Origin of the sequence: Colwellia sp. MB02u-10 (assembly GCF_014077185.1) — a bacterium.
Classification (GTDB): domain Bacteria; phylum Pseudomonadota; class Gammaproteobacteria; order Enterobacterales; family Alteromonadaceae; genus Cognaticolwellia.
In genome coordinates, this window is sequence record NZ_JACGVK010000104.1 from 207,635 (window position 1) to 228,182 (window position 20,548).

Below are 20,548 nucleotides of genomic sequence, written 5' to 3' on the forward strand. Positions count from 1 at the left end.
CTCTGTTGATTTTTGTTAATTAATAGCAATTGAAATAAATAATCAAACTTCACATAATATAAAGCCCCAATAGTTAATAAATCGAATGATTTAAACCATTGGGGCTCTTAATACTGTATTGCTAATTATTTAGCAGGAGCATCTGAAGCATCATCGGCGTTAGTAGGCTCAGCTGATGGTTTCTTATCTTCATCTTTTTTTTCTGATGGTTTGCTTGAATCGGCGTTATTATCTGATTTACCATCAGAGTCATTGGCACCAAAATCAGCTGGTGGACGAACTTTAGTCCGATTCATTAAATCATCAACTTGTAATGCATCAATAGTTTCATATTCCATTAAGGCATCTTTCATCGCATGTAAAATATCTTCATTTTCTTTTAAGATAGTTGACGCACGTTCATAGTTACGATTAATGAAGTCTTTAATTTCGTCATCAATAGCACGGGCAGTTTCATCAGACATATTTAACGACTTAGACGATGATCTACCTAAAAACACTTCACCTTCTTCTTCAGCAAATAGCATAGGACCCATTTTTTGAGAAAAGCCCCACTGCGTGACCATTTTACGTGCAAGTTGTGTTGCACGTTCAATGTCATTTGAAGCACCCGTTGATACGTTGTCAAAACCGTAAATAAGTTCTTCGGCAATACGACCACCATATAAAGATGAAATATTACTTTCTAAATGCTGCTTACTGTGACTAAAACGGTCTTGTTCCGGTAAGTACATAGTAACACCTAGGGCACGACCACGAGGCATAATACTGACTTTATACACTGGATCATGATCTGGCACTAAACGACCCACAATGGCGTGTCCTGCTTCATGATATGCGGTCATTTCTTTCTCTGACTCACTCATCACCATAGAACGGCGCTCAGAGCCCATCATGATTTTATCTTTTGCTTTTTCAAATTCAGCCATACCAACAACGCGACGTGCTGAACGTGCAGCAAATAAAGCGGCTTCGTTAACTAAATTAGCTAAATCAGCACCTGAAAAGCCAGGGGTACCACGAGCAATGACTGATGCTTTAACATCATCACCTAAAGGTACTTTGCGCATATGCACTTTAAGAATTTGTTCACGACCACGAATATCCGGTAAACCAACAGTTACCTGACGGTCAAAACGACCAGGGCGTAATAATGCTGGATCCAATACATCAGGGCGGTTAGTGGCGGCAATAACAATAACGCCTTCATTACCTTCAAAACCATCCATTTCAACTAGCATTTGGTTTAGTGTTTGTTCACGCTCATCATTACCGCCACCCATACCAGCACCACGTTGGCGACCTACAGCATCAATTTCATCGATAAAGATAATACAAGGCGCAGCTTTCTTCGCTTGTTCAAACATATCACGAACACGAGAAGCACCCACACCGACAAACATTTCAACAAAGTCTGAACCAGAGATAGTAAAGAAAGGTACTTTCGCTTCACCCGCAATAGCCTTAGCTAGCAAAGTTTTACCCGTACCTGGCTGTCCAACCAGTAAAACACCTGATGGAATGCGACCACCTAATTTTTGAAAGCGTGAAGGCTCTTTTAAATAATCTACTAATTCAGCAACTTCTTCTTTTGCTTCGTCACAACCCGCAACATCGGCAAAAGTAGTTTTAACTTGATCTTCACCTAATAAACGCGCTTTCGATTTACCGAAACTCATCGCGCCTTTACCACCACCACCTTGCATTTGACGCATGAAGAAAATCCATACACCAATAAGCAATATCATGGGGAACCAAGAAACAAAAATAGTAGTTAGGAAACTAGTTTCTTCCGGTAACTCACCTGATGCATTAACACCTTGCTTCACTAAATCGTTGATTAAATCACGATCATAGCCACCAGGAATAACGGTAACGAAATTTTCGCCGCTACGTTTAATACCATTAATGACGCCGTTTCTATCAACGTCGACCTCTCTAACTTGACCTTGACGTACGTCTTGGACAAATTGTGTGTAATCCACTTGTTGTTCTTTGCCGCTTCCAGGGGTAAAACTTTGGAAGACAGACATCAATACAACTGCAATAACTAACCATAAAATAAGATTTTTTGCCATATCGCTCAACTTAATGACCTCTTGCTAATGTTCAAAATGGTGCGATGAAATAATTCCACCCGATATACTATAATTTACTACAATTTAAAGCCAGTCGCCACAAGATAAACTTCACGTGAACGAGCACGTGATGATTCAGGCTTGCGAGTTCTAACGGTTTTAAATGCGACTCGAGCATCTTTCATAAATTGCTCAAAGCCCTCTCCTTGAAACACTTTCACTACAAAAGCGCCGTCTTTCTTTAAAACTTGATTACACATATCAAGTGCTAGTTCCACTAAATACATGCTACGGGCCGCGTCTGCAGTATCATTACCAGTAAAATTTGCTGCCATATCAGACATAACAACGTCGATATTCTTACCATTAATGCGAGTTAATAAAGCATTGAGTACCGCTTCTTCGCGAAAGTCACCTTGCAGGAAATCAACACCGGCAATAGGAGCCATCGCTAAAATATCACATGCAACAACTTGCCCGTTATCACCAACCACTTTCGTGGCGTATTCAGACCAACCGCCAGGAGCCGCACCTAAATCAACCACCTTCATGCCAGGCTTGATCAATTTATCTTTATTATTTATCTCTTCAATTTTAAAAATAGCACGTGAGCGTAGGCCCAATCTTTGTGCTTTTTTTACATATTCATCATCAAAGTGCTCTTTTAGCCATCGGGCACTACTGACACTGACTTTATTCTTACTCATTCAATCCACTTATATATTTTTGTTGTTTAAAGCTTGCTTGCATTTCGAGATACCGATTTGTCTTATTTGCCAATAAAATAACGACATGACTATATTAACCAAAAAAAAACCATAAAAATACGGTAAAAAGCTGACACTTCGTAAACAAAATTAGTAATACACACTAGATGGAGTTAAAATAGCAAAAATTCAAGCTAACTTGTAATGATAATTGTTAATGAACTTAAATAAAAAACAAATCCAGTATTTAAAAGGTCTGGCACATAGCCTTAAACCCGTTGTATTACTAGGTAATAACGGCCTTACCGAAGCAGTAGTTGCAGAAATTGACTACGCGTTAAACCACCATGAATTGATTAAGATTAAAATCCCTACAGAAGATCGTGAAACCAAAGCACTTATTATTGAAGCTATTGGTCGTGAAACTAATTCAACTCAAGTACAAGTGATCGGTAAAACCTTAGTTATCTTTCGCCAAACAGAAGAAAAGAAAATTCGTATACCAAAAATGTAATTAATTTAAATGCTTTGGTAATGTAAAAAAGGGCTTCGGCTCTTTTTTTATATCTTGGACTTTATATTTTGTTAAAAACAAACATTAGGAAAAACTAATATACAAACTTTTATGCTTAGCATAGACTATAGCTATCACATAAATTTATGTAAGGTTTAAAAATGATTTTATCGGTACCTGAATTAGTTGCACAAGCTAAAAATTCTGTTGATTGTGTTAGCGCCGCACAAGCATTTACGCACAAAAATGCCACATTTATTGATGTTAGAGAGCCTGCTGAGACTGCTGCCTCGCCAGTAACAAATTCAATAAACATTCCACGTGGTGTATTAGAGATGAACATTGCTAAATATTGCACTGATGGGGATATGGAAATTTATGTCCATTGCGCTTCTGGTGGTCGCGCCACATTGGCTGCTGAGCAATTACAACGCATTGGCTATACTAATGTTAAAGCGATTAGTTGCGATCATAACAGTGTTTGTCTAGCACAAAAAAACCAGTAACATATAATAAATTAATGTCACTGGTTTTATCACCTTAAACCCACTTATCTACTATTAAGTGGGTTTGCTTTTCAGTTATCATAGTTATCATTTAACTATTTAACCATTTCACTATTTAACATAGGTAACTCATGTCAAATAAGGTTAAATGACCATAGATGCTAAAGGTGATCTACCGAAATAATTTCATATTCAACCACGCCACCAGGTGTAGTAATTTCAATTTCACTATCAACTACTTTACCAATTAAACCGCGAGCAATTGGCGAGTTTAATGAGATACGTCCGGTTTTAAAGTCCGCCTCATCATCACCCACTATTTTGTAAGTTACTTCAACGTCAGTATCAAGATTAAGCAGTTTCACTGTTGTGCCAAAAATAACTTTGCCGGTATTAGGGATTTTTGTTACGTCAATGACTTGTGCGTTACATAACCTGCCTTCAATATCTTGAATGCGGCCTTCACAGAAACCTTGTTCTTCTTTCGCCGCATGGTACTCAGCATTTTCTTTTAAGTCACCATGCTCACGAGCAGTAGCAATATCTTTGACTATACGTGGGCGTCTTTCTGTTTTTAAAATTCTTAATTCTTCTTTTAACTGTTCAGCACCAAGAAGTGTCATTGGGTATTTTGTCATTTCACTCTTCTTTTTCTAACAAGAAAGGCGGCTTACCCTAACTACTATGAGCAGGTTAACCACCTTTAGAAAATAATTCACTTAAATAAAGTTTAAAATGAATTTACTCTATTTTCATGTTTTCACACAACGAGTAAATTCATTTTTTAAGCTTTTATTTGCAGCGTTTATGTAACTCTTGTATTGAAGTTACGGTATTACGATCATCTGCAGCATGCGATTGGCAAACGGCAAATGCAGCGTTCAAGGTTGTAGTATATGCGACTTTGTAACGTAAAGCACCACCACGCAAAACTTTAGAATCTTCAATCGCTTTACGACCTTCTGTGGTGTTAATAATATAGTTATATTCACCATTTTTGATTCTATCGAGAATATGCGGTCGACCTTCTTGCACTTTATTCACCAGGCGACAAGGAATATTAGCTTCACCTAATATCACTGCAGTGCCATGAGTAGCATCTACGTCGTATCCTAAAGCAACCAACTGTTTTGCTAATTCAACTACACGTACTTTATCACTGTTACGAACAGAAATTAACGCTCGGCCCGATTTAGGTACTGAAACACCAGCACCTAAACAAGCTTTTGCGTACGCTTCTTCAAACGTATTACCTACACCCATTACTTCGCCCGTAGAGCGCATTTCAGGTCCTACTAAAGGATCACTGCCATGAAACTTGTTAAACGGAATAACAACTTCTTTCACAGAAAAGTATGGAGGAATAATTTCTTTAATGATCCCTTGTTCTTTCAATGTTGTGCCAGCCATAACACGCGCACCCACTTTCGCTAGAGGCACTGCTGTCGCTTTTGAAACGAATGGAATGGTACGAGCAGCACGAGGATTCACTTCAATGATGTAAACTTCGTTATCCTTTACAGCCATTTGTGTATTCATTAAACCAATAACACCAAGTTCAAAAGCTAAGTCAGTCACTTGCTGACGCATAACATCTTGTACTTCCTGACTTAAACTATATGCCGGTAATGAACATGCAGAATCACCTGAGTGAACACCTGCTTGCTCAATATGTTGCATAATGCCGCCAATAACTACATCGGTACCATCACAAACTAGGTCAATATCAACTTCAATCGCATCATCAAGGAAGTGATCAAGCAATACTGGCGAGTCATTTGAAACGCTAACAGCCTCCGTCATGTATCGACGTAAATCATCTAGGTCATAAACAATTTCCATTGCACGACCACCTAATACATAAGATGGACGAACAACTAATGGGAAGCCAATTGATTCAGCTTTAGCCATGGCTTCTTCTAGTGACGTTACCGTAGCATTTTCAGGTTGTAACAAACCTAAACGGTCTACAGCTTGTTGAAAACGCTCTCTATCTTCTGCTCTATCGATGGCATCAGGAGATGTACCAATAATAGGTACGCCAGCCGCTTCTAAAGCACGGGCTAATTTAAGTGGTGTTTGACCACCATATTGCACGATGACACCTTTAGGTTTTTCAATACGTACAATCTCTAAAACATCTTCAAAAGTGATAGATTCAAAATATAAACGGTCTGATGTATCGTAATCCGTTGAAACCGTTTCAGGGTTACAATTCACCATAATGGTTTCATAACCATCTTCACGTAATGCTAATGCCGCATGTACACAACAGTAATCAAATTCAATACCTTGGCCAATACGGTTTGGACCGCCACCTAAGATCATAATTGATTCTTTATCTGTCGGATTTGCTTCACATTCTTCATCATAAGTTGAATACATATAAGCGGTGTCTGAACTAAATTCTGCCGCACAAGTATCAACACGTTTGTATACTGGAAAAATATTCGCTTTATGACGTTTCTTACGCACTTCAGCTTCAGCAATACCAATTAAATCAGCAAGACGAGAATCAGCAAAACCTTTACGTTTTAATTTACGTAAATAATCGGCTGTTAATACTTTTAAACCGCCTTCAGCGACTTTTGCTTCTTCTAAAACAATATCTTCAATTTGAATGAGGAACCAACGGTCAATCATGGTTAAGCGGTAAATGTCGTCAACCGTTAAGCCTAAACGAAACGCGTCAGCAATATACCAAATACGGTCAGCGCCCGCTTCTTGAAGCTCATGCATGATTTTAGTTTTAGCACCCGGTTGAGTTACATCAACCATAGAGTCAAAACCATTTACGCCCACTTCTAAGCCACGTAATGCTTTTTGAAGTGATTCTTGTTGATTACGACCAATTGACATAACTTCGCCAACTGATTTCATTTGAGTGGTTAATCTGTCTTCACAACCCGCAAATTTTTCAAAGTTAAAACGTGGGATCTTAGTCACAACATAATCGATAGTCGGCTCAAATGACGCTGGTGTTGCGCCGCCAGTAATATCGTTAGTTAACTCGTCAAGCGTATAACCTACGGCTAATTTGGCAGCAATCTTGGCAATGGGGAAACCCGTTGCTTTTGAAGCAAGTGCTGATGAACGAGAAACACGAGGATTCATCTCAATAATAACCATGCGGCCAGTCTCAGGACAAATACCAAATTGTACGTTTGAACCACCGGTTTCAACACCAATTTCACGTAATACCGCAATCGAGGCATTACGCATGATTTGGTATTCTTTATCGGTTAACGTTTGCGCAGGAGCAACCGTAATAGAATCACCGGTGTGAATACCCATAGGGTCAAAGTTTTCAATCGAACAAATAATGATACAGTTATCATTTTTGTCGCGAACCACTTCCATTTCATATTCTTTCCAACCAATTAATGATTCATCAATCAGTAATTCTGACGTTGGAGAAAGGTCTAAGCCACGCGTACATATTTCAGTAAATTCTTCGATATTATAAGCAATACCACCACCCGTGCCACCCATGGTAAATGAAGGACGAATGATACAAGGGAAACCTAAAATTTTACTGGCGGCGTGTGCTTCTTCAATCGTGTGTACAATTTCAGCATTTGGCGTGTCTAAACCAATTGCTTTCATTGCTTTGTCAAAACGAGAGCGATCTTCTGCTTTATCAATCGCATCAGCTGTTGCGCCAATCATTTCAACGTTAAATTCTTTCAATACGCCTTTTGCTTCAAGCTCTAAAGCACAGTTCAACGCCGTTTGACCACCCATTGTCGGTAATACCGCGCAAGGACGTTCTTTTTCAATAATTTTGCGAACAACTTCCCAATGAATAGGTTCGATGTAAGTTGCATCGGCCATTTCTGGGTCAGTCATAATGGTTGCAGGATTTGAGTTAACTAAAATAACTCGGTAGCCTTCTTCGCGAAGTGCTTTACAGGCTTGTGCACCTGAATAATCAAATTCACATGCTTGACCAATTACAATTGGACCCGCGCCCAAGATCAAGATACTTTTTAGGTCAGTACGTTTTGGCATTTTATATTCTCTCTTCTCTTGTCTAGGGTCTACGCTTTTTTAGCAGCAACGATTAAATCGATAAAATGATCGAACAATGGTGCGGCATCTGCAGGGCCAGGGCTAGCTTCAGGATGACCTTGAAAACTAAATGCAGCTTTATCTGTACGATGAATACCTTGAATTGAACCATCAAATAATGAGGTATGGGTTACTTTCAAGTTTTCAGGCAAGCTATTTTCATCAACAGCAAAACCATGATTTTGCGCTGTGATCATGACAATATTTCGCGCAAAGTCTTTAACTGGGTGATTTCCACCATGATGGCCAAATTTCATTTTAACCGTTTTAGCACCGCTGGCTAACGCCAGTAATTGATGGCCTAAACAAATACCAAACACTGGAATATCTGTGGTTAAGAATTTTTTGATTGCTGTAATAGCATAGTCACACGGCTCTGGGTCACCAGGGCCATTTGATAAGAAAATACCATCGGGCTTCATGGCTAATACTTCTTCAGCAGAAGTTTGCGCCGGTACTACCGTTATTTTACAGCCGCGGTCTACTAACATACGTAAAATATTACGTTTAGCACCGAAATCGTAAGCAACGACATGAAATGGCAGTTTTTCAGGCTTATCTTGAAAAGAACTATGGCCCTTGCCTAGTTCCCAACTCCCTTCATGCCATTGGTAAGCTGTTGTAGTAGAAACAACTTTGGCTAAGTCCATACCTTTAAGGCCAGGAAAGCTTTGTGCTTGTGCTAGTGCCTTGGCTTCTTCTGCACTGGCGTCAACTAAGTCACCCGCGATTATGCAACCGTTTTGTGCGCCTTTCTGACGTAGAATGCGCGTTAGTTTACGGGTGTCGATATCGGCAATGCCTAAAATATTTTTCGCTTTTAGGTAGTCACCTAAACTTTGTTCACTGCGAAAATTACTTGCTAACAGTGGTAAGTCACGAATTACTAAACCTTTTGCCCAAATAGTGTCAGACTCTTCATCTTCGCTATTGGTACCTGTGTTACCTACATGTGGATAGGTAAGGGTAACAATTTGCTCTGCATACGAGGGATCTGTCAAAATTTCTTGGTAGCCTGTCATTGAAGTATTGAATACTACTTCACCTACAGCAGCCCCTTCTGCACCGATAGCGGTGCCCTTAAATACAGTGCCGTCTTCAAGCACTAAAATGGCAGATTTAGTCAATGTAACCTCCGTTAAGAAGAAAGAAAATTAATGGTAAAATAACTAAGAATTTAACCATTAACGATAAAAAGCGATACGCACAAAAAATGTCAAAAATATTAACCCGTTCGTCATGAACAGTAAATTTTTGACAAAATCCACTTATAATACGCTTCTAAGCCTCTTTCGTCTAGTAATAATTGTAAAAACTCTCTGTTTTTGACGTTATTGATGTAAAGACGCCAAAAACAACACTTTTCTATAAAGTTAACCCAAAATAGCACAAATTAACCCGCTAATATTTGGCTAAATTATTGTAGGGTTTTAGTTATCTTTAAAACCCAAAACATCTTGCATGTCATAAAATCCGGCATGAGCTTCGCTTAACCAAAACGCCGCACGCATTGCGCCTAAAGCAAAAGTCATTCTTGAACTTGCTTTGTGAGTCAACTCAATGCGCTCACCAATATCAGCAAAATAAGCGGTATGTTCACCGACAATATCACCCGCCCTTACGGTAGCAAAGCCAATAGTTTCTCGGCTGCGCTCTGCAGTAATACCTTCTCGGCCATACACGGCTACTTTATTGAGGTCTCGGCCTAAGGTATCAGCAATAACTTGGCCCATTTTCACCGCTGTGCCTGATGGTGCATCTTTCTTAAATCTATGATGTGCTTCAAAAATTTCTATATCAGTATGGTTGCCAATCGCTTTGGCCGTGACTTCAAGCAACTTGAATAATAAATTTACACCAACACTAGTATTAGGGGCTAAAATAACGGCTATGTTATTACCTGCCATTTTGATCGTTTCTACTTGCTGATCAGAAAAACCTGTTGTGCCAATGACCAAGGCCTTGTTGTGCTGCTGACACCAGTCAAGATGCTCAAGCGTAGCTTCAATCGAGGTAAAATCAATTAACACATCGGCAGCCAACAAGGCTTTATAGTCTGTCGTGGTTTTTTGACCAATCGCACCGATACCAGCGATTTCACCTAAATCAAAATTTTCAAATGATGAACCCGCACGAACACTACCCCCTACAAGTTCAACTGATTTGTGCTCAATTGCCGCTTGTATTAAATTTCGGCCCATGCGCCCACTACAGCCTAAAATAGCTACTTTCACTTTCATGACAACGTCTTCCTACTCGGTAATGTTATAAGGGGTATTCTATACTTTATTATAAAAAATATTAAAAGCGTGCTTTAAATCAATTGATTGGCTCAGGTCTTGTGACACTACATTAAAAATTCGCCATTGCCCTTCGCTCAAAGCTAGATGATAAAATGCTGAAAAATCGGTAAAAACTTCGGCTTGAGGGCCAATAAACTGCCAATCAACACAAGCCAGTATCAGAGTTTCACTCAACTGACTAAAGCTGGCTTTTAAGGCGACAAAACGCTTTATCTCTGCATGACTTAGTACGGTAAATATATCTAAAAATTCTTGTTTAAATACTTTATCACTCGCAATTAACACCACTTTATCGGGCGTATGCAAAGTACAAGGCAACTGATAGCATTGTTGCATATCTGACATGTTTTGCTGATGAAACGCTGTTAGGTAGCGCTGGAAAAATTGTTCGATAGCTGATTTATGCATCAGTGATATATAACTCAAACTGGATTTACTTTATATAAATTATACTTATAAAAAAGCCCTCATTTGAGGGCTTTTAAAAAATAGTTTACTTAGCTAATAATCGCTAATAACTCAACGTCGAATACCAAGGTAGCATACGGAGGAATTGCACCTTGAGAGCCACGCTCACCGTAAGCTAAACCGTAAGGCACATATAAACGCCATTTTGAACCTTCAGCCATTAATTGTAATGCTTCAGTCCAACCAGCAATAACGCCGTTAATTGGAAATTCAGCAGGTTGGCCACGATCAACAGAGCTATCAAAGATATCGCCATTGCTAAATGTACCGTGGTAATGCACACGAACTGTGCTAGCAGCTGTTGGCTTTTCGCCTTCACCTGTTGCTATTACTTCGTATTGCAAACCTGATTCAGTTATTGTTACTTCTTCACGTTTTGCATTTTCTGCTAAGAAAGCTTCGCCTTCAGCTGATTTTTCTTTAGCTTCTGCTTGCTCTAGCTCTTGCATCTTTTGTGATACAACACCAAATGCTTCATTAAGTGCTTCGTCAGATACTTGGCTTGCAGTATTAGCAATTGCATCAGCTAAACCAGCTTGCACAGCAGATACGTCAAAATCTTTAAAAGGATTGTTACGTAGTTGGTCACCTAGTTGACGACCTACACCATAACTTACGCGTTGTTCGATTGATTCAAGTTTATTTTCAGACATTATTTAATCTTCACTTAATTGATACGATAAAAATTCGCCGATACAATAGCACAAATTTAACCTTCTCTGTAGTGCTAGCACGGGTGAATTTGTTATTTATTATAATTTTTTAACCTTAATCCTGCTAGAGAACTCATCGCTAGCCATCTTATTTCTCTATGGCGAACCTGCCATTATTTTCTGATAACACTGAGTTAACACTGGCACTGAGAGATTAAATTCTGTCACTAAGGTCATAGGATAAGCTATTAACACATCAAACTCTGAATGCTGTCCAGCGGCCAAATCTCGTTGCATTGATGTTTCGCTACTATCAGGTAAGCGTGATAAAAAACTTAAAGTCTCCTTTATATGCTTATCGCCAAGCTTTACCCCTGCTTTGCGCGCAATATCGGCATATTCATTAACAATACGTTCTAATAAAAAGATAATATGGCTTTGTGCTCGAATTTCGCCCAAGTTCAATTGTCTTGCCGAAGCCAATGCCCCCCAAGCAGCAACAAGTATAAATTTTCGCCATAATGCCAGCTTAATATCACTGGTTACCCCGACGCTGACACCCGCTAATTTAAAACATTTCGCTATCGCACTAAGCCGCTCTGTTACTTCTGCCTTAACTTGAGCAGCTTTTACTTCATCAAGTTGTTCAACTCTTGAGTCAACTCTCGAGTCCTCTAACACTTCATCACTAAAAGCGCCTAAGGTGATATGAGGCTTTGAAGCGGTATGATTTATCACGCCATCAGCTGTTTTCTCAGCAATAATTTTTGCTAAACCACCAAAAATATTTTCTAAAGCAATGCCGTGCTCTTGCATAACATCAACAGCATTAACACCGTTTAATAAGGGTATTACTCGCGTATGAGGTAAAATTAGGGCTTTTATTTGGGCAATTGCCGCCGGTAATTGAAACGACTTTACACAGAGAAAAATAACATCTGCAGGCGTTGGCAAAGTTTCTGCCGTTAGGCTTTGTGCATTAACCACATTAACCTTATCAAACTGCACATCGCCTTCAATACTTTTAATGGTTAAGCCAGAGGTTTGCATGCGTTGAAATTGCTGACCACGGGCAACAAAAGTAACATTTTCGCCATGCTGCGCTAAACGGCCACCAAAATAACCACCCACAGCACCACAACCCACGATAACAAAATGCATTACTCTTCCTTCTATACGATAAATTATGTTCAAGTTTACCATGGTGAAATTAAAATGGTCAGGCGCTTAAGCTTAAAAATAGTGGCAAAAGTACACTTTATTTCAATATAACTCGCTAGCATTAATAATGCGCAATCCAACTAAATGATGACACATAGGTTTTTCAATTAGATTTTTCAATCAGGTTTTTCAATTAATTTTGTCACCTAAAAATGACCTGTAAATAGTATGTTCTCAAGTAAATATTGCAACGCTAGGCATAACAGCAAACTCATGCTTAAGCTCTCTACCCTTTTTACTTTAAGATAAAAGCTTTGTTTAAATAAAGCGTTCTTAAGCCTATATAAGCTGACTTAAACCTAATTAAGTCATCCACATTGATGAATATGAAGATAAAATTTATCAATAACCGGCGAAATAAATGTAGTTTTCTATGATGCTAGACGCTGACATACTGCCACTTTATATTCGTAAAAAACGACGCTATTCACGCTAAAAATCATACCTAAAGAATAGATTTTTGCATCATCAGCCTTCATTCACGCTCATTAAATACTTTGAAGTAATAGCTTTTTAATACCTTAAAAAGAACAAAAACAAGCCATTTACACAGCAAAAAAACCTTCTCGCTGCATAAAAAAAATTAATTAATCACACTAAGCCAATGAATTAAAAGCTTAATATAATTTATATTTAAAATTTCGCCTGTTTTTCAAACAAACTGGTTGACGACAATAAATTACCGTGGGATTATAAACATCTGTTGGGCATATGCCCATATCGGGCCTTATGCCAACAAGAGCAGTAAATGTAAACAAATTAATAAGTTTACAAATAACATATCAAATATAACAGGTTAACTATGTTGAAAAATATACAAGATATACAAAAAACATTAGTTTCATCAAACAACAAAAGGGGAATTACCATGTCTAAAGCAATAATCCGCAAAACTCATAAGTTTGGCTTACTCGCAGCAGCTGTTATGGCGGCATCAGCACCGGCATACGTTCAATCTGCCGAATTTCTTGACGGCCTTGCAGAAGTTAACTTTCTAGCCTTGCAAAACTACCAAGCCATTCAAGCAAAAGAGGGAGCATTTCGTCCAGTAGATGAAGAACAGTCTTCAGGCTTTGGTCGTCTAAGAGTTAATTTACAATTAAAATTTCACATCAACGAGTATATCGTCGCTGATGTCGACATCGCAGAAGAGCCAAATGATTTTGGTAATAACGGCGACCGAGATTTCGCCTTTCACCAAGATTTCGCCGGTATTGAATTTGAACTACTCGGCCTTTCTGGCGCAGCGCGCGATAACGCTAACCTAACACTTCGTTTAGGTAACATAGGCGCAGCCCCTTTCCAATTTAAAGGTTTTCAAGATGGCGCTGACAACCAAGGCAATGCCCTTATTGGTAACGGTATAACCGACTATGCAACCGCAGAAAATGGGATGCAATTAAGCTACAGCGAGACACGCGATAGCGGTATGATCCGCGGTTATAATGTTGCCGGCCATGTCACTACATCAAGTTTTGGTGAAGCCTTCCAAGAAGATCGCGGCTTTAACTTTCGACTACAAGGAACACTTGAATTTGCTGGCGGTTTTAAAGCGGGTTTAAATTATTTCCAAGCCAACCAAGGCGACCAACTACGCTTTGAAAATGGTGTAGCCAGTCTTGCTGGTGTTACAACCACTAACTATCGCTTTGGTGATGGTGAAAACTACAACTTCTCTGCAGGTGCTTCAAGTGAGCGTGATACCCATGTTGGCGCTATGCCAGGGGTTGAACAGTCAATTATTCAGTTAAACCTAGCGTATCAACCTACACCAGAAACTAGCCTAATTTTCATGTTAGGTAAGTCGACTGATGATTACACTTTCGCCGATGCTGCCGGTAACGCCGTAGCAGGCATTACTTACTTTGGTGTTGACGGTATTGCCGATACTAATGGTACAACTTTCGACTCAAATAGTGTCATTAAAGGCGACTCTTCTGTTGAGTACTACACCTTTGAAGCACAGCACTACATAATACCGAACAAGTTCTATCTAGCGGCTCGTTATTCAGAAGCTGAAAACACCTCAGATTTAATCGCACAAACTGACAACACGGTTGAGCGTATCCAAGTAGCTGCAGGTTACTGGTTTAATGACAAAACATTGTTGAAGTTTGAATATGTTGATCAAGAAGAAGGCGTTAATTCAGGTGGCCAAATCGGCACAGGCTTTGACGGCTTCACCTCAGAGATTTCAGTTAAGTTCTAAGAAATTAGCCGGCGTTGTCGGCTAATTAACGCTAGCCATGTTGACCTGTGCTTAAGCCCAAGCTACATGGCAAGTCTATTTTTTTCTAGACTTTGATAACTTACAATAACAATGATAATGATAATAAAAGTCTCATTTAACACCTTAGGTGAGACATTAACGTTGAATATGGGGAACACCTGATGAAAAATAAATTGATGATGCTAGCTTGTGGCGTGATGACCATGAGTGCCGCAGCCGCAGCAAAAGAGACGATCACCATCGCCACAGTTAACAATGGTGACATGATCACCATGAAAGAACTCAGCAATGACTTCACCCGCCAGAACCCTGATATCGCCTTAAAGTGGGTTACTTTAGAAGAGAATATCCTTCGCCAACGTGTCACGACTGATGTGGCAACGGGTGGTGGGCAATATGACGTGATGACCATAGGCACATATGAAGTGCCAATTTGGGGCAAACAAGGTTGGTTAACTGAACTTGATAACCTAGGCGCGAGCTATGATGTTGATGATTTATTACCAGCGATAAGAAGTGGCTTAACCGTAGACAAAAAACTTTTTGCCGCCCCATTTTATGGTGAAAGTTCGATGGTGATGTATCGCACCGACTTGATTGCAAAAGCTGGACTTGAAATGCCTAAAAAGCCAAGTTGGGGCTTTATTCGTCAAGCAGCTAAAGCCATGACAGATAAAGAAGCCGGTGTTTATGGTATCTGTTTACGTGGTAAAGCGGGTTGGGGAGAAAATATGGCCCTAATAACCTCTATGTCTAACTCATTTGGTGCCCGTTGGTTTGACGAAAACTGGCAACCACAATTTGACACTCAAGAATGGCATGACACCTTGCAATACTATGTAGATGTGATGGAAGAGTCTGGTCCTCCGGGCGCATCAGCTAATGGTTTTAATGAAAACTTGGCCTTATTCCAAACGGGTAAATGTGGTATGTGGATTGATGCCACTGTTGCCGGAGCCTTTGTTACTAACGAAAAAGATTCTGCAGTAGCAGACAAGGTTGGCTTTGCTTTAGCCCCGGATAAAGGTTTAGGCAAACGAGGAAACTGGTTGTGGGCTTGGACCTTAGCTATTCCGGCAAGTAGTGAAAAATCTGCAGCGGCTCAAAAGTTTATTAGCTGGGCGACATCTAAAGACTACTCTGCGCTTGTGGCTAAAAATAAAGGCTGGGCAAAAGTACCACCAGGTACTAGAGCATCATTATATAACAACCCTGAGTACATGAAAGCGGCACCTTTTGCACAAATCACTATAGATTCTATCCAATCGGCTGATCCTGTTAACCCAACCGTTAAACCTGTTCCTTATGTGGGTGTGCAATTTGTTGCTATCCCTGAGTTTCAAGGTATCGGCACGGCAGTTGGACAACAATTTGCGGCGGCACTAACCGGCACCATGACGGTGAAGGAAGCGTTAAAAGCCTCTCAGCGTTTAGTAGACCGTACTATGCGCAAAGCAGGTTATCCAAAATAGAACATTAGTTTTTCTTAGTGGGCAAGTCGTAATGGCTTGTCCAAATTTTTACTTTTAAAAGGTTCTGGTGATGGCGACGTCAAATTCACGAACACTAGCTCGATTAATGTTATTTCCTTCAGTTGTTTTACTGTTGGCTTGGATGTTGGTACCGCTATGCATGACATTGTATTTTTCATTTTTAGATTACAATCTACTTACCCCTGGAAATAATGCCTTTATTGGTTTTTTAAACTATGAATTTTTCCTGACCGATCCGGCATTTTTTGCCTCATTTTTCAATACAATATTACTGGTGGGTGGTGTTTTACTGATCACCCTTGGCGGTGGTATTGGTTTAGCTATTTTGCTTGACCAAGCTATTTGGGGTCGTAACTACGTCCGTATTATGGTCCTAGCCCCCTTCTTTGTTATGCCGACGGTTTCTGCCTTAGTGTGGAAAAATATGCTGATGAACCCGGTTAATGGTTTATTTGCACATTTTGCTACTTGGCTTGGCATGACGCCAATTGATTTCTTTGCTCAAATACCCTTATTGTCCATCATTATTATTGTCTCGTGGCAGTGGTTACCGTTTGCAGCGCTGATATTACTGACGTCAATTCAATCGTTAGATCGAGAGCAACTTGACGCCGCCGATTTAGATGGTGCGGGTCCCTTCAGTAAATTTTATTACATCGTTTTGCCGCACTTATCGCGCGCCATTACCGCGGTAATTTTAATTGAAACTATCTTCTTACTGTCAATTTTCGCCGAAATATTAGTCACCACCAGCGGTGGTCCAGGCTATGAATCAACCAATATCACCTATCTGATTTACACCCAATCATTATTACAATTCGACGTCGGTGGTGGCTCAGCAGGCGGCATTGTTGCTGTTATTATCGCCAATATAGTTGCTATTTTCTTAATGCGATTAATTGGTAAGAACTTGGAGGATTAAGCGATGTCGATAAAAAATAGTCATAGATCAAAAATTATTTATACCTTTTTAGCTTGGACGATCAGTAGCTTAATATTTTTCCCAATATTATGGACCTTGATCACTAGCTTTAAAACAGAAGCTGAAGCTATCTCTGCTAGCCCAAGTTTATTTATGTTTGACTGGACGCTGGAGAATTATGAAGAGGTATTAGCCCGATCGCCTTACTTTAACCACTTTTGGAATTCTATCGTGATTTCACTAGGGTCAAGTATTTTAGGGCTACTCATTGCTATCCCTGCGGCTTGGTCCATGGCATTTGTACAAACTAAACGCACTAAACATTTATTAATGTGGATGCTTTCAACCAAAATGTTACCGCCGGTTGGTGTGCTTATTCCCATTTACTTGTTGTTCCGTGATTTTGGTTTACTCGATACTAAAGTAGGTTTGGTGATTGTGATGACCTTAATTAACTTACCTATCATGGTGTGGATGCTCTACACCTATTTCAGAGAAATCCCCAGTGAAGTGCTTGAAGCATCTCGCATGGATGGGGCCAATATTGCTGAGGAAATTTGGTATGTACTATTACCTATCGCCTTACCGGGTATAGCATCAACATTATTGTTAACGGTAATTTTAGCGTGGAACGAAGCCTTTTGGACGCTAATTTTAACCGCCGCCGACGCCGCGCCATTAACCGCCTTTATTGCTAGCTATTCAAGCCCTGAAGGTTTGTTTTATGCCAAGTTGTCTGCCGCGTCAATGATGGCGATAGTGCCGATCCTGATATTGGGTTGGTTTAGTCAAAAACAATTAGTGCGTGGATTAAGTTTCGGCGCCGTTAAATAGGAAATTTCAAAATGGGCAGTATTAATTTAAAACAAGTAACAAAAGATTTTGGTGATGTTAGCGTCATTAAACCGATTGATTTAGCCATTAAAGATGGTGAGTTTATTGTCTTTGTGGGTCCGTCGGGGTGTGGTAAATCCACCTTATTAAGAATGATTGCGGGCTTAGAAGACACCACCAGTGGCAACATAGAAATTGATGGCCAAGATGCGACTGATACCCCACCGGCTAAAAGAGGTTTAGCTATGGTGTTTCAATCTTATGCTTTGTACCCCCATATGTCGGTGCGCAACAATATCGCCTTTCCCTTAAAGCGTGCGAAAGTTAGCAAAGAAGAGATTGAGAAAAAAATAGCGAGTGTCACCAAAACATTAAACCTATCTGATTACCTTGACCGTAAACCAGGGCAATTATCTGGCGGTCAACGCCAACGTGTTGCTATTGGTCGTGCCATCGTGCGTCAGCCTTCTGCTTTTTTATTCGATGAGCCCTTATCTAATTTAGATGCGTCTTTGCGGGTCAATATGCGTTTAGAGATTTCTGAGCTGCATAAAACCCTTGCCACTACCATGATTTATGTTACCCATGATCAGGTAGAAGCCATGACAATGGCCGATCGTATTGCGGTATTTAATGCCGGTATCATCGAGCAAGTTGGCAGCCCACTTGAGCTTTACAACACGCCAGTGAATAAATTTGTGGCGGGTTTTATTGGTTCGCCAAAAATGAACTTTATAGATGTTGAGCCAACGGCTACCGATGCCACTTGTTGCTTAGGCATAAGACCTGAGCATATTACTATATCAACAACGTCAGGTACCTGGCCTGGAAAAGTAGGTGTTATCGAACATCTTGGCTCTGAAACTTTTTTACATGTGCATGTTGAAGGTAAAGCCACCTTTACCGTAAAAGCCGGTGGCGATTGCCCTTATGTTTATGGCGACAATATTTATTTAAGTGCCGTAGAAAACAAGATGCTACATTTTGATGCCGCAGGTATCACTTTGCCTCAACAACACGCTAGCGTTGTTGCTATTTAGCCGGTTGAATACCTAAGAGCAATTATATATGTCAATTAAGCTAAACAATCAAACCCTAGATACACTGCCAAGTAAGGTTGAAAAACCTCACTATAGTAGAGAATCTTTGTCGCCAGGCATCATTCATATCGGTGTCGGTAATTTTCATCGTGCGCATCAAGCTATGTATATGCACAAATTATTTAACACAGGAACGGCTCACGATTGGGCTATTCGCGGTGCTGGCATTAAGTCATACGATGCGGCGATGCGAGATAAACTTAAGCAACAAGACTGGTTAACAACGGTTGTTGAATTAGATGATAATAACCTGACCGCTCAAGTTACTGCATCGATGATCGATTTTATTGAAAATGACGCCGCCACGTTAATTGCTGCGCTCAGTGAAAGTGAAATTCGAATCGTTTCATTAACCATTACTGAAGGTGGTTACTTTATGGATGACAAAACAGGTGCTTTTAACCTGGCTCATCCAGAAATTCAAGCCGATATTGCGAATATCGACTCACCTTCAACCGTATTTGGTTTAATTATTGCGGCACTTAAAATTCGCCGAGCACAAGAAATAGCCCCTTTTACGGTCATGTCTTGTGACAACATTCCACATAATGGTCGTGTAGTGCAACGTGTGGTTAATGAAATGGCCAATGCGATTGACCCAGAACTAGCCTTGTGGATCAACACTCATGTGACGTTTCCAAACTCGATGGTTGACTGTATTACGCCTGCAACGTCGGCTCAAGAGCGTGAACGTTTAACCACATTGTTTGATATTGAAGACCAAGCGCCGGTTTTTTGTGAACCGTTCAGACAATGGGTATTAGAAGATAACTTTGTCAATGGTCGCCCACCTTTAGAGCAAGTAGGCGTTGAATTTGTTGACGATGTCGCACCATTTGAATTAATGAAATTGCGCATTCTTAATGGCGGTCATGCCGCTATTGCCTACCCTGCCGCGCTGTTAAATATTGCTTTTGTGCATGACGTGATGGCCGATCCCTTGATCAGTAAGTACCTTAAAAAGCTGGTCAGTGATGAAATTATCCCAACACTTGCACCTGTACCTGGGGTTAGTTTTGATGATTATTTTGCCATTATCGAAGCTAGATTTGCTAATCCAGAGATACGCGATACCGTGCCTAGGCTTTGCCAAGATGCATCAAACCGCTTACCTAAGTTTATTCTACCCATAATAGCCGCCAATATAGCAAATAATAAAGACGGTAAAGGCCTCGCGCTTGTGGTGGCTTTATGGTGCCGACTTTGTTTTGAAGGCGGTAATGTTGACAGTAACTTTACGCTTGATGATCCACAAGCAACAAGGTTAATAGCACAAGCGACTTTAGCCAAAGAAGACCCGTCAGTATTTTTACAAATGAATGATATCTTTGGCAATCTTAGTAATAATGACAACTTTACTAAAAACTTTACCTTTTGGTTGGAAATGCTTTGGGATATCGGTACTCTTGCTACTCTAAAGACTTATTTAAAATAACCACACAATAGGA

The 20,548-nt window shown here is 40.0% G+C and carries 17 protein-coding genes; 8 read left to right on the forward strand and 9 right to left on the reverse strand.

Annotated elements, in window-relative coordinates; all coding sequences use genetic code 11:
- Positions 1-125: 125 nt before the first annotated feature.
- Positions 126-2,078, reverse strand: a complete 1,953-nt coding sequence (ftsH, locus tag H4J59_RS05015; protein ID WP_220469722.1) for an ATP-dependent zinc metalloprotease FtsH — start codon at positions 2,076-2,078, stop codon at positions 126-128.
- A gap of 77 nt (positions 2,079-2,155) precedes the next feature.
- Positions 2,156-2,785: a 23S rRNA (uridine(2552)-2'-O)-methyltransferase RlmE gene (rlmE, locus tag H4J59_RS05020; protein ID WP_182135277.1), complete on the reverse strand. Its 630-nt coding sequence runs from the start codon at positions 2,783-2,785 to the stop codon at positions 2,156-2,158.
- 217 nt (positions 2,786-3,002) lie between these two features.
- Here rlmE and yhbY point away from each other — a divergent pair, with 217 nt between their 5' ends.
- Both yhbY and H4J59_RS05030 read left to right on the forward strand, forming a co-directional pair.
- Positions 3,003-3,299, forward strand: coding sequence for a ribosome assembly RNA-binding protein YhbY (gene yhbY, locus H4J59_RS05025; protein WP_182135275.1), 297 nt, complete (start codon positions 3,003-3,005; stop codon positions 3,297-3,299).
- A gap of 161 nt (positions 3,300-3,460) precedes the next feature.
- Positions 3,461-3,805 (forward strand): rhodanese-like domain-containing protein, encoded by a 345-nt coding sequence (locus H4J59_RS05030; protein ID WP_182237324.1) that lies wholly within the window; start codon positions 3,461-3,463, stop codon positions 3,803-3,805.
- A 161-nt stretch (positions 3,806-3,966) separates the two neighbouring features.
- On the opposite strand, the gene greA is transcribed toward H4J59_RS05030, so the two are convergent.
- From greA to H4J59_RS05065, 7 genes are all read right to left on the reverse strand, one after another.
- Positions 3,967-4,443, reverse strand: a complete 477-nt coding sequence (greA, locus tag H4J59_RS05035; protein ID WP_146878345.1) for a transcription elongation factor GreA — start codon at positions 4,441-4,443, stop codon at positions 3,967-3,969.
- A 154-nt stretch (positions 4,444-4,597) separates the two neighbouring features.
- Positions 4,598-7,816, reverse strand: coding sequence for a carbamoyl-phosphate synthase large subunit (gene carB, locus H4J59_RS05040; protein WP_182237326.1), 3,219 nt, complete (start codon positions 7,814-7,816; stop codon positions 4,598-4,600).
- 29 nt (positions 7,817-7,845) lie between these two features.
- On the reverse strand, positions 7,846-9,003 hold the full coding sequence (carA, locus tag H4J59_RS05045) for a glutamine-hydrolyzing carbamoyl-phosphate synthase small subunit (RefSeq protein ID WP_182237335.1): 1,158 nt from the start codon (positions 9,001-9,003) through the stop codon (positions 7,846-7,848).
- Between the two features lie 303 nt (positions 9,004-9,306).
- Positions 9,307-10,116, reverse strand: coding sequence for a 4-hydroxy-tetrahydrodipicolinate reductase (gene dapB / locus H4J59_RS05050; protein WP_182135267.1), 810 nt, complete (start codon positions 10,114-10,116; stop codon positions 9,307-9,309).
- A gap of 39 nt (positions 10,117-10,155) precedes the next feature.
- Positions 10,156-10,605 carry a hypothetical protein gene (locus tag H4J59_RS05055; RefSeq protein WP_182237337.1) on the reverse strand — a complete coding sequence of 150 codons (450 nt, stop codon included), beginning with the start codon at positions 10,603-10,605 and terminating at the stop codon, positions 10,156-10,158.
- Positions 10,606-10,676: 71 nt separating this feature from the next.
- Positions 10,677-11,300, reverse strand: a complete 624-nt coding sequence (locus H4J59_RS05060; protein ID WP_182189130.1) for an FKBP-type peptidyl-prolyl cis-trans isomerase — start codon at positions 11,298-11,300, stop codon at positions 10,677-10,679.
- A gap of 156 nt (positions 11,301-11,456) precedes the next feature.
- Complete coding sequence (locus tag H4J59_RS05065) at positions 11,457-12,461, reverse strand: ketopantoate reductase family protein (protein ID WP_182237339.1); 1,005 nt, start codon at positions 12,459-12,461, stop codon at positions 11,457-11,459.
- 928 nt (positions 12,462-13,389) lie between these two features.
- On the opposite strand from H4J59_RS05065, the gene H4J59_RS05070 reads away from it, so the two are divergent.
- The 6 genes from H4J59_RS05070 (at position 13,390) to H4J59_RS05095 (ending at position 20,535) form a co-directional block, all read left to right on the forward strand.
- Positions 13,390-14,730: a hypothetical protein gene (locus H4J59_RS05070; protein ID WP_259369391.1), complete on the forward strand. Its 1,341-nt coding sequence runs from the start codon at positions 13,390-13,392 to the stop codon at positions 14,728-14,730.
- Positions 14,731-14,912: 182 nt separating this feature from the next.
- Positions 14,913-16,223, forward strand: coding sequence for a sugar ABC transporter substrate-binding protein (locus H4J59_RS05075; protein ID WP_182237344.1), 1,311 nt, complete (start codon positions 14,913-14,915; stop codon positions 16,221-16,223).
- A 70-nt stretch (positions 16,224-16,293) separates the two neighbouring features.
- Positions 16,294-17,166, forward strand: coding sequence for a carbohydrate ABC transporter permease (locus H4J59_RS05080; RefSeq protein ID WP_182183070.1), 873 nt, complete (start codon positions 16,294-16,296; stop codon positions 17,164-17,166).
- 3 nt (positions 17,167-17,169) lie between these two features.
- Positions 17,170-18,000 carry a carbohydrate ABC transporter permease gene (locus H4J59_RS05085; protein WP_182135254.1) on the forward strand — a complete coding sequence of 277 codons (831 nt, stop codon included), beginning with the start codon at positions 17,170-17,172 and terminating at the stop codon, positions 17,998-18,000.
- 11 nt (positions 18,001-18,011) lie between these two features.
- On the forward strand, positions 18,012-19,040 hold the full coding sequence (locus H4J59_RS05090; RefSeq protein ID WP_182237346.1) for an ABC transporter ATP-binding protein: 1,029 nt from the start codon (positions 18,012-18,014) through the stop codon (positions 19,038-19,040).
- 28 nt (positions 19,041-19,068) lie between these two features.
- Positions 19,069-20,535 carry a mannitol dehydrogenase family protein gene (locus tag H4J59_RS05095; protein WP_182237348.1) on the forward strand — a complete coding sequence of 489 codons (1,467 nt, stop codon included), beginning with the start codon at positions 19,069-19,071 and terminating at the stop codon, positions 20,533-20,535.
- The last annotated feature ends 13 nt before the right edge of the window (positions 20,536-20,548 follow it).

What these genes read in the sequence shown, in the direction of transcription:
- ftsH (WP_220469722.1), bottom strand. Translation starts at nt 2,078, where the DNA reads ATGGCAAAAAATCTTATTTTATGGTTAGTTATTGCAGTTGTATTGATG.
- rlmE (WP_182135277.1), bottom strand. Translation starts at nt 2,785, where the DNA reads ATGAGTAAGAATAAAGTCAGTGTCAGTAGTGCCCGATGGCTAAAAGAG.
- yhbY (WP_182135275.1), top strand. Translation starts at nt 3,003, where the DNA reads ATGAACTTAAATAAAAAACAAATCCAGTATTTAAAAGGTCTGGCACAT.
- H4J59_RS05030 (WP_182237324.1), top strand. Translation starts at nt 3,461, where the DNA reads ATGATTTTATCGGTACCTGAATTAGTTGCACAAGCTAAAAATTCTGTT.
- greA (WP_146878345.1), bottom strand. Translation starts at nt 4,443, where the DNA reads ATGACAAAATACCCAATGACACTTCTTGGTGCTGAACAGTTAAAAGAA.
- carB (WP_182237326.1), bottom strand. Translation starts at nt 7,816, where the DNA reads ATGCCAAAACGTACTGACCTAAAAAGTATCTTGATCTTGGGCGCGGGT.
- dapB (WP_182135267.1), bottom strand. Translation starts at nt 10,116, where the DNA reads ATGAAAGTGAAAGTAGCTATTTTAGGCTGTAGTGGGCGCATGGGCCGA.
- H4J59_RS05060 (WP_182189130.1), bottom strand. Translation starts at nt 11,300, where the DNA reads ATGTCTGAAAATAAACTTGAATCAATCGAACAACGCGTAAGTTATGGT.
- H4J59_RS05065 (WP_182237339.1), bottom strand. Translation starts at nt 12,461, where the DNA reads ATGCATTTTGTTATCGTGGGTTGTGGTGCTGTGGGTGGTTATTTTGGT.
- H4J59_RS05070 (WP_259369391.1), top strand. Translation starts at nt 13,390, where the DNA reads ATGTCTAAAGCAATAATCCGCAAAACTCATAAGTTTGGCTTACTCGCA.
- H4J59_RS05075 (WP_182237344.1), top strand. Translation starts at nt 14,913, where the DNA reads ATGAAAAATAAATTGATGATGCTAGCTTGTGGCGTGATGACCATGAGT.
- H4J59_RS05080 (WP_182183070.1), top strand. Translation starts at nt 16,294, where the DNA reads ATGGCGACGTCAAATTCACGAACACTAGCTCGATTAATGTTATTTCCT.
- H4J59_RS05085 (WP_182135254.1), top strand. Translation starts at nt 17,170, where the DNA reads ATGTCGATAAAAAATAGTCATAGATCAAAAATTATTTATACCTTTTTA.
- H4J59_RS05090 (WP_182237346.1), top strand. Translation starts at nt 18,012, where the DNA reads ATGGGCAGTATTAATTTAAAACAAGTAACAAAAGATTTTGGTGATGTT.
- H4J59_RS05095 (WP_182237348.1), top strand. Translation starts at nt 19,069, where the DNA reads ATGTCAATTAAGCTAAACAATCAAACCCTAGATACACTGCCAAGTAAG.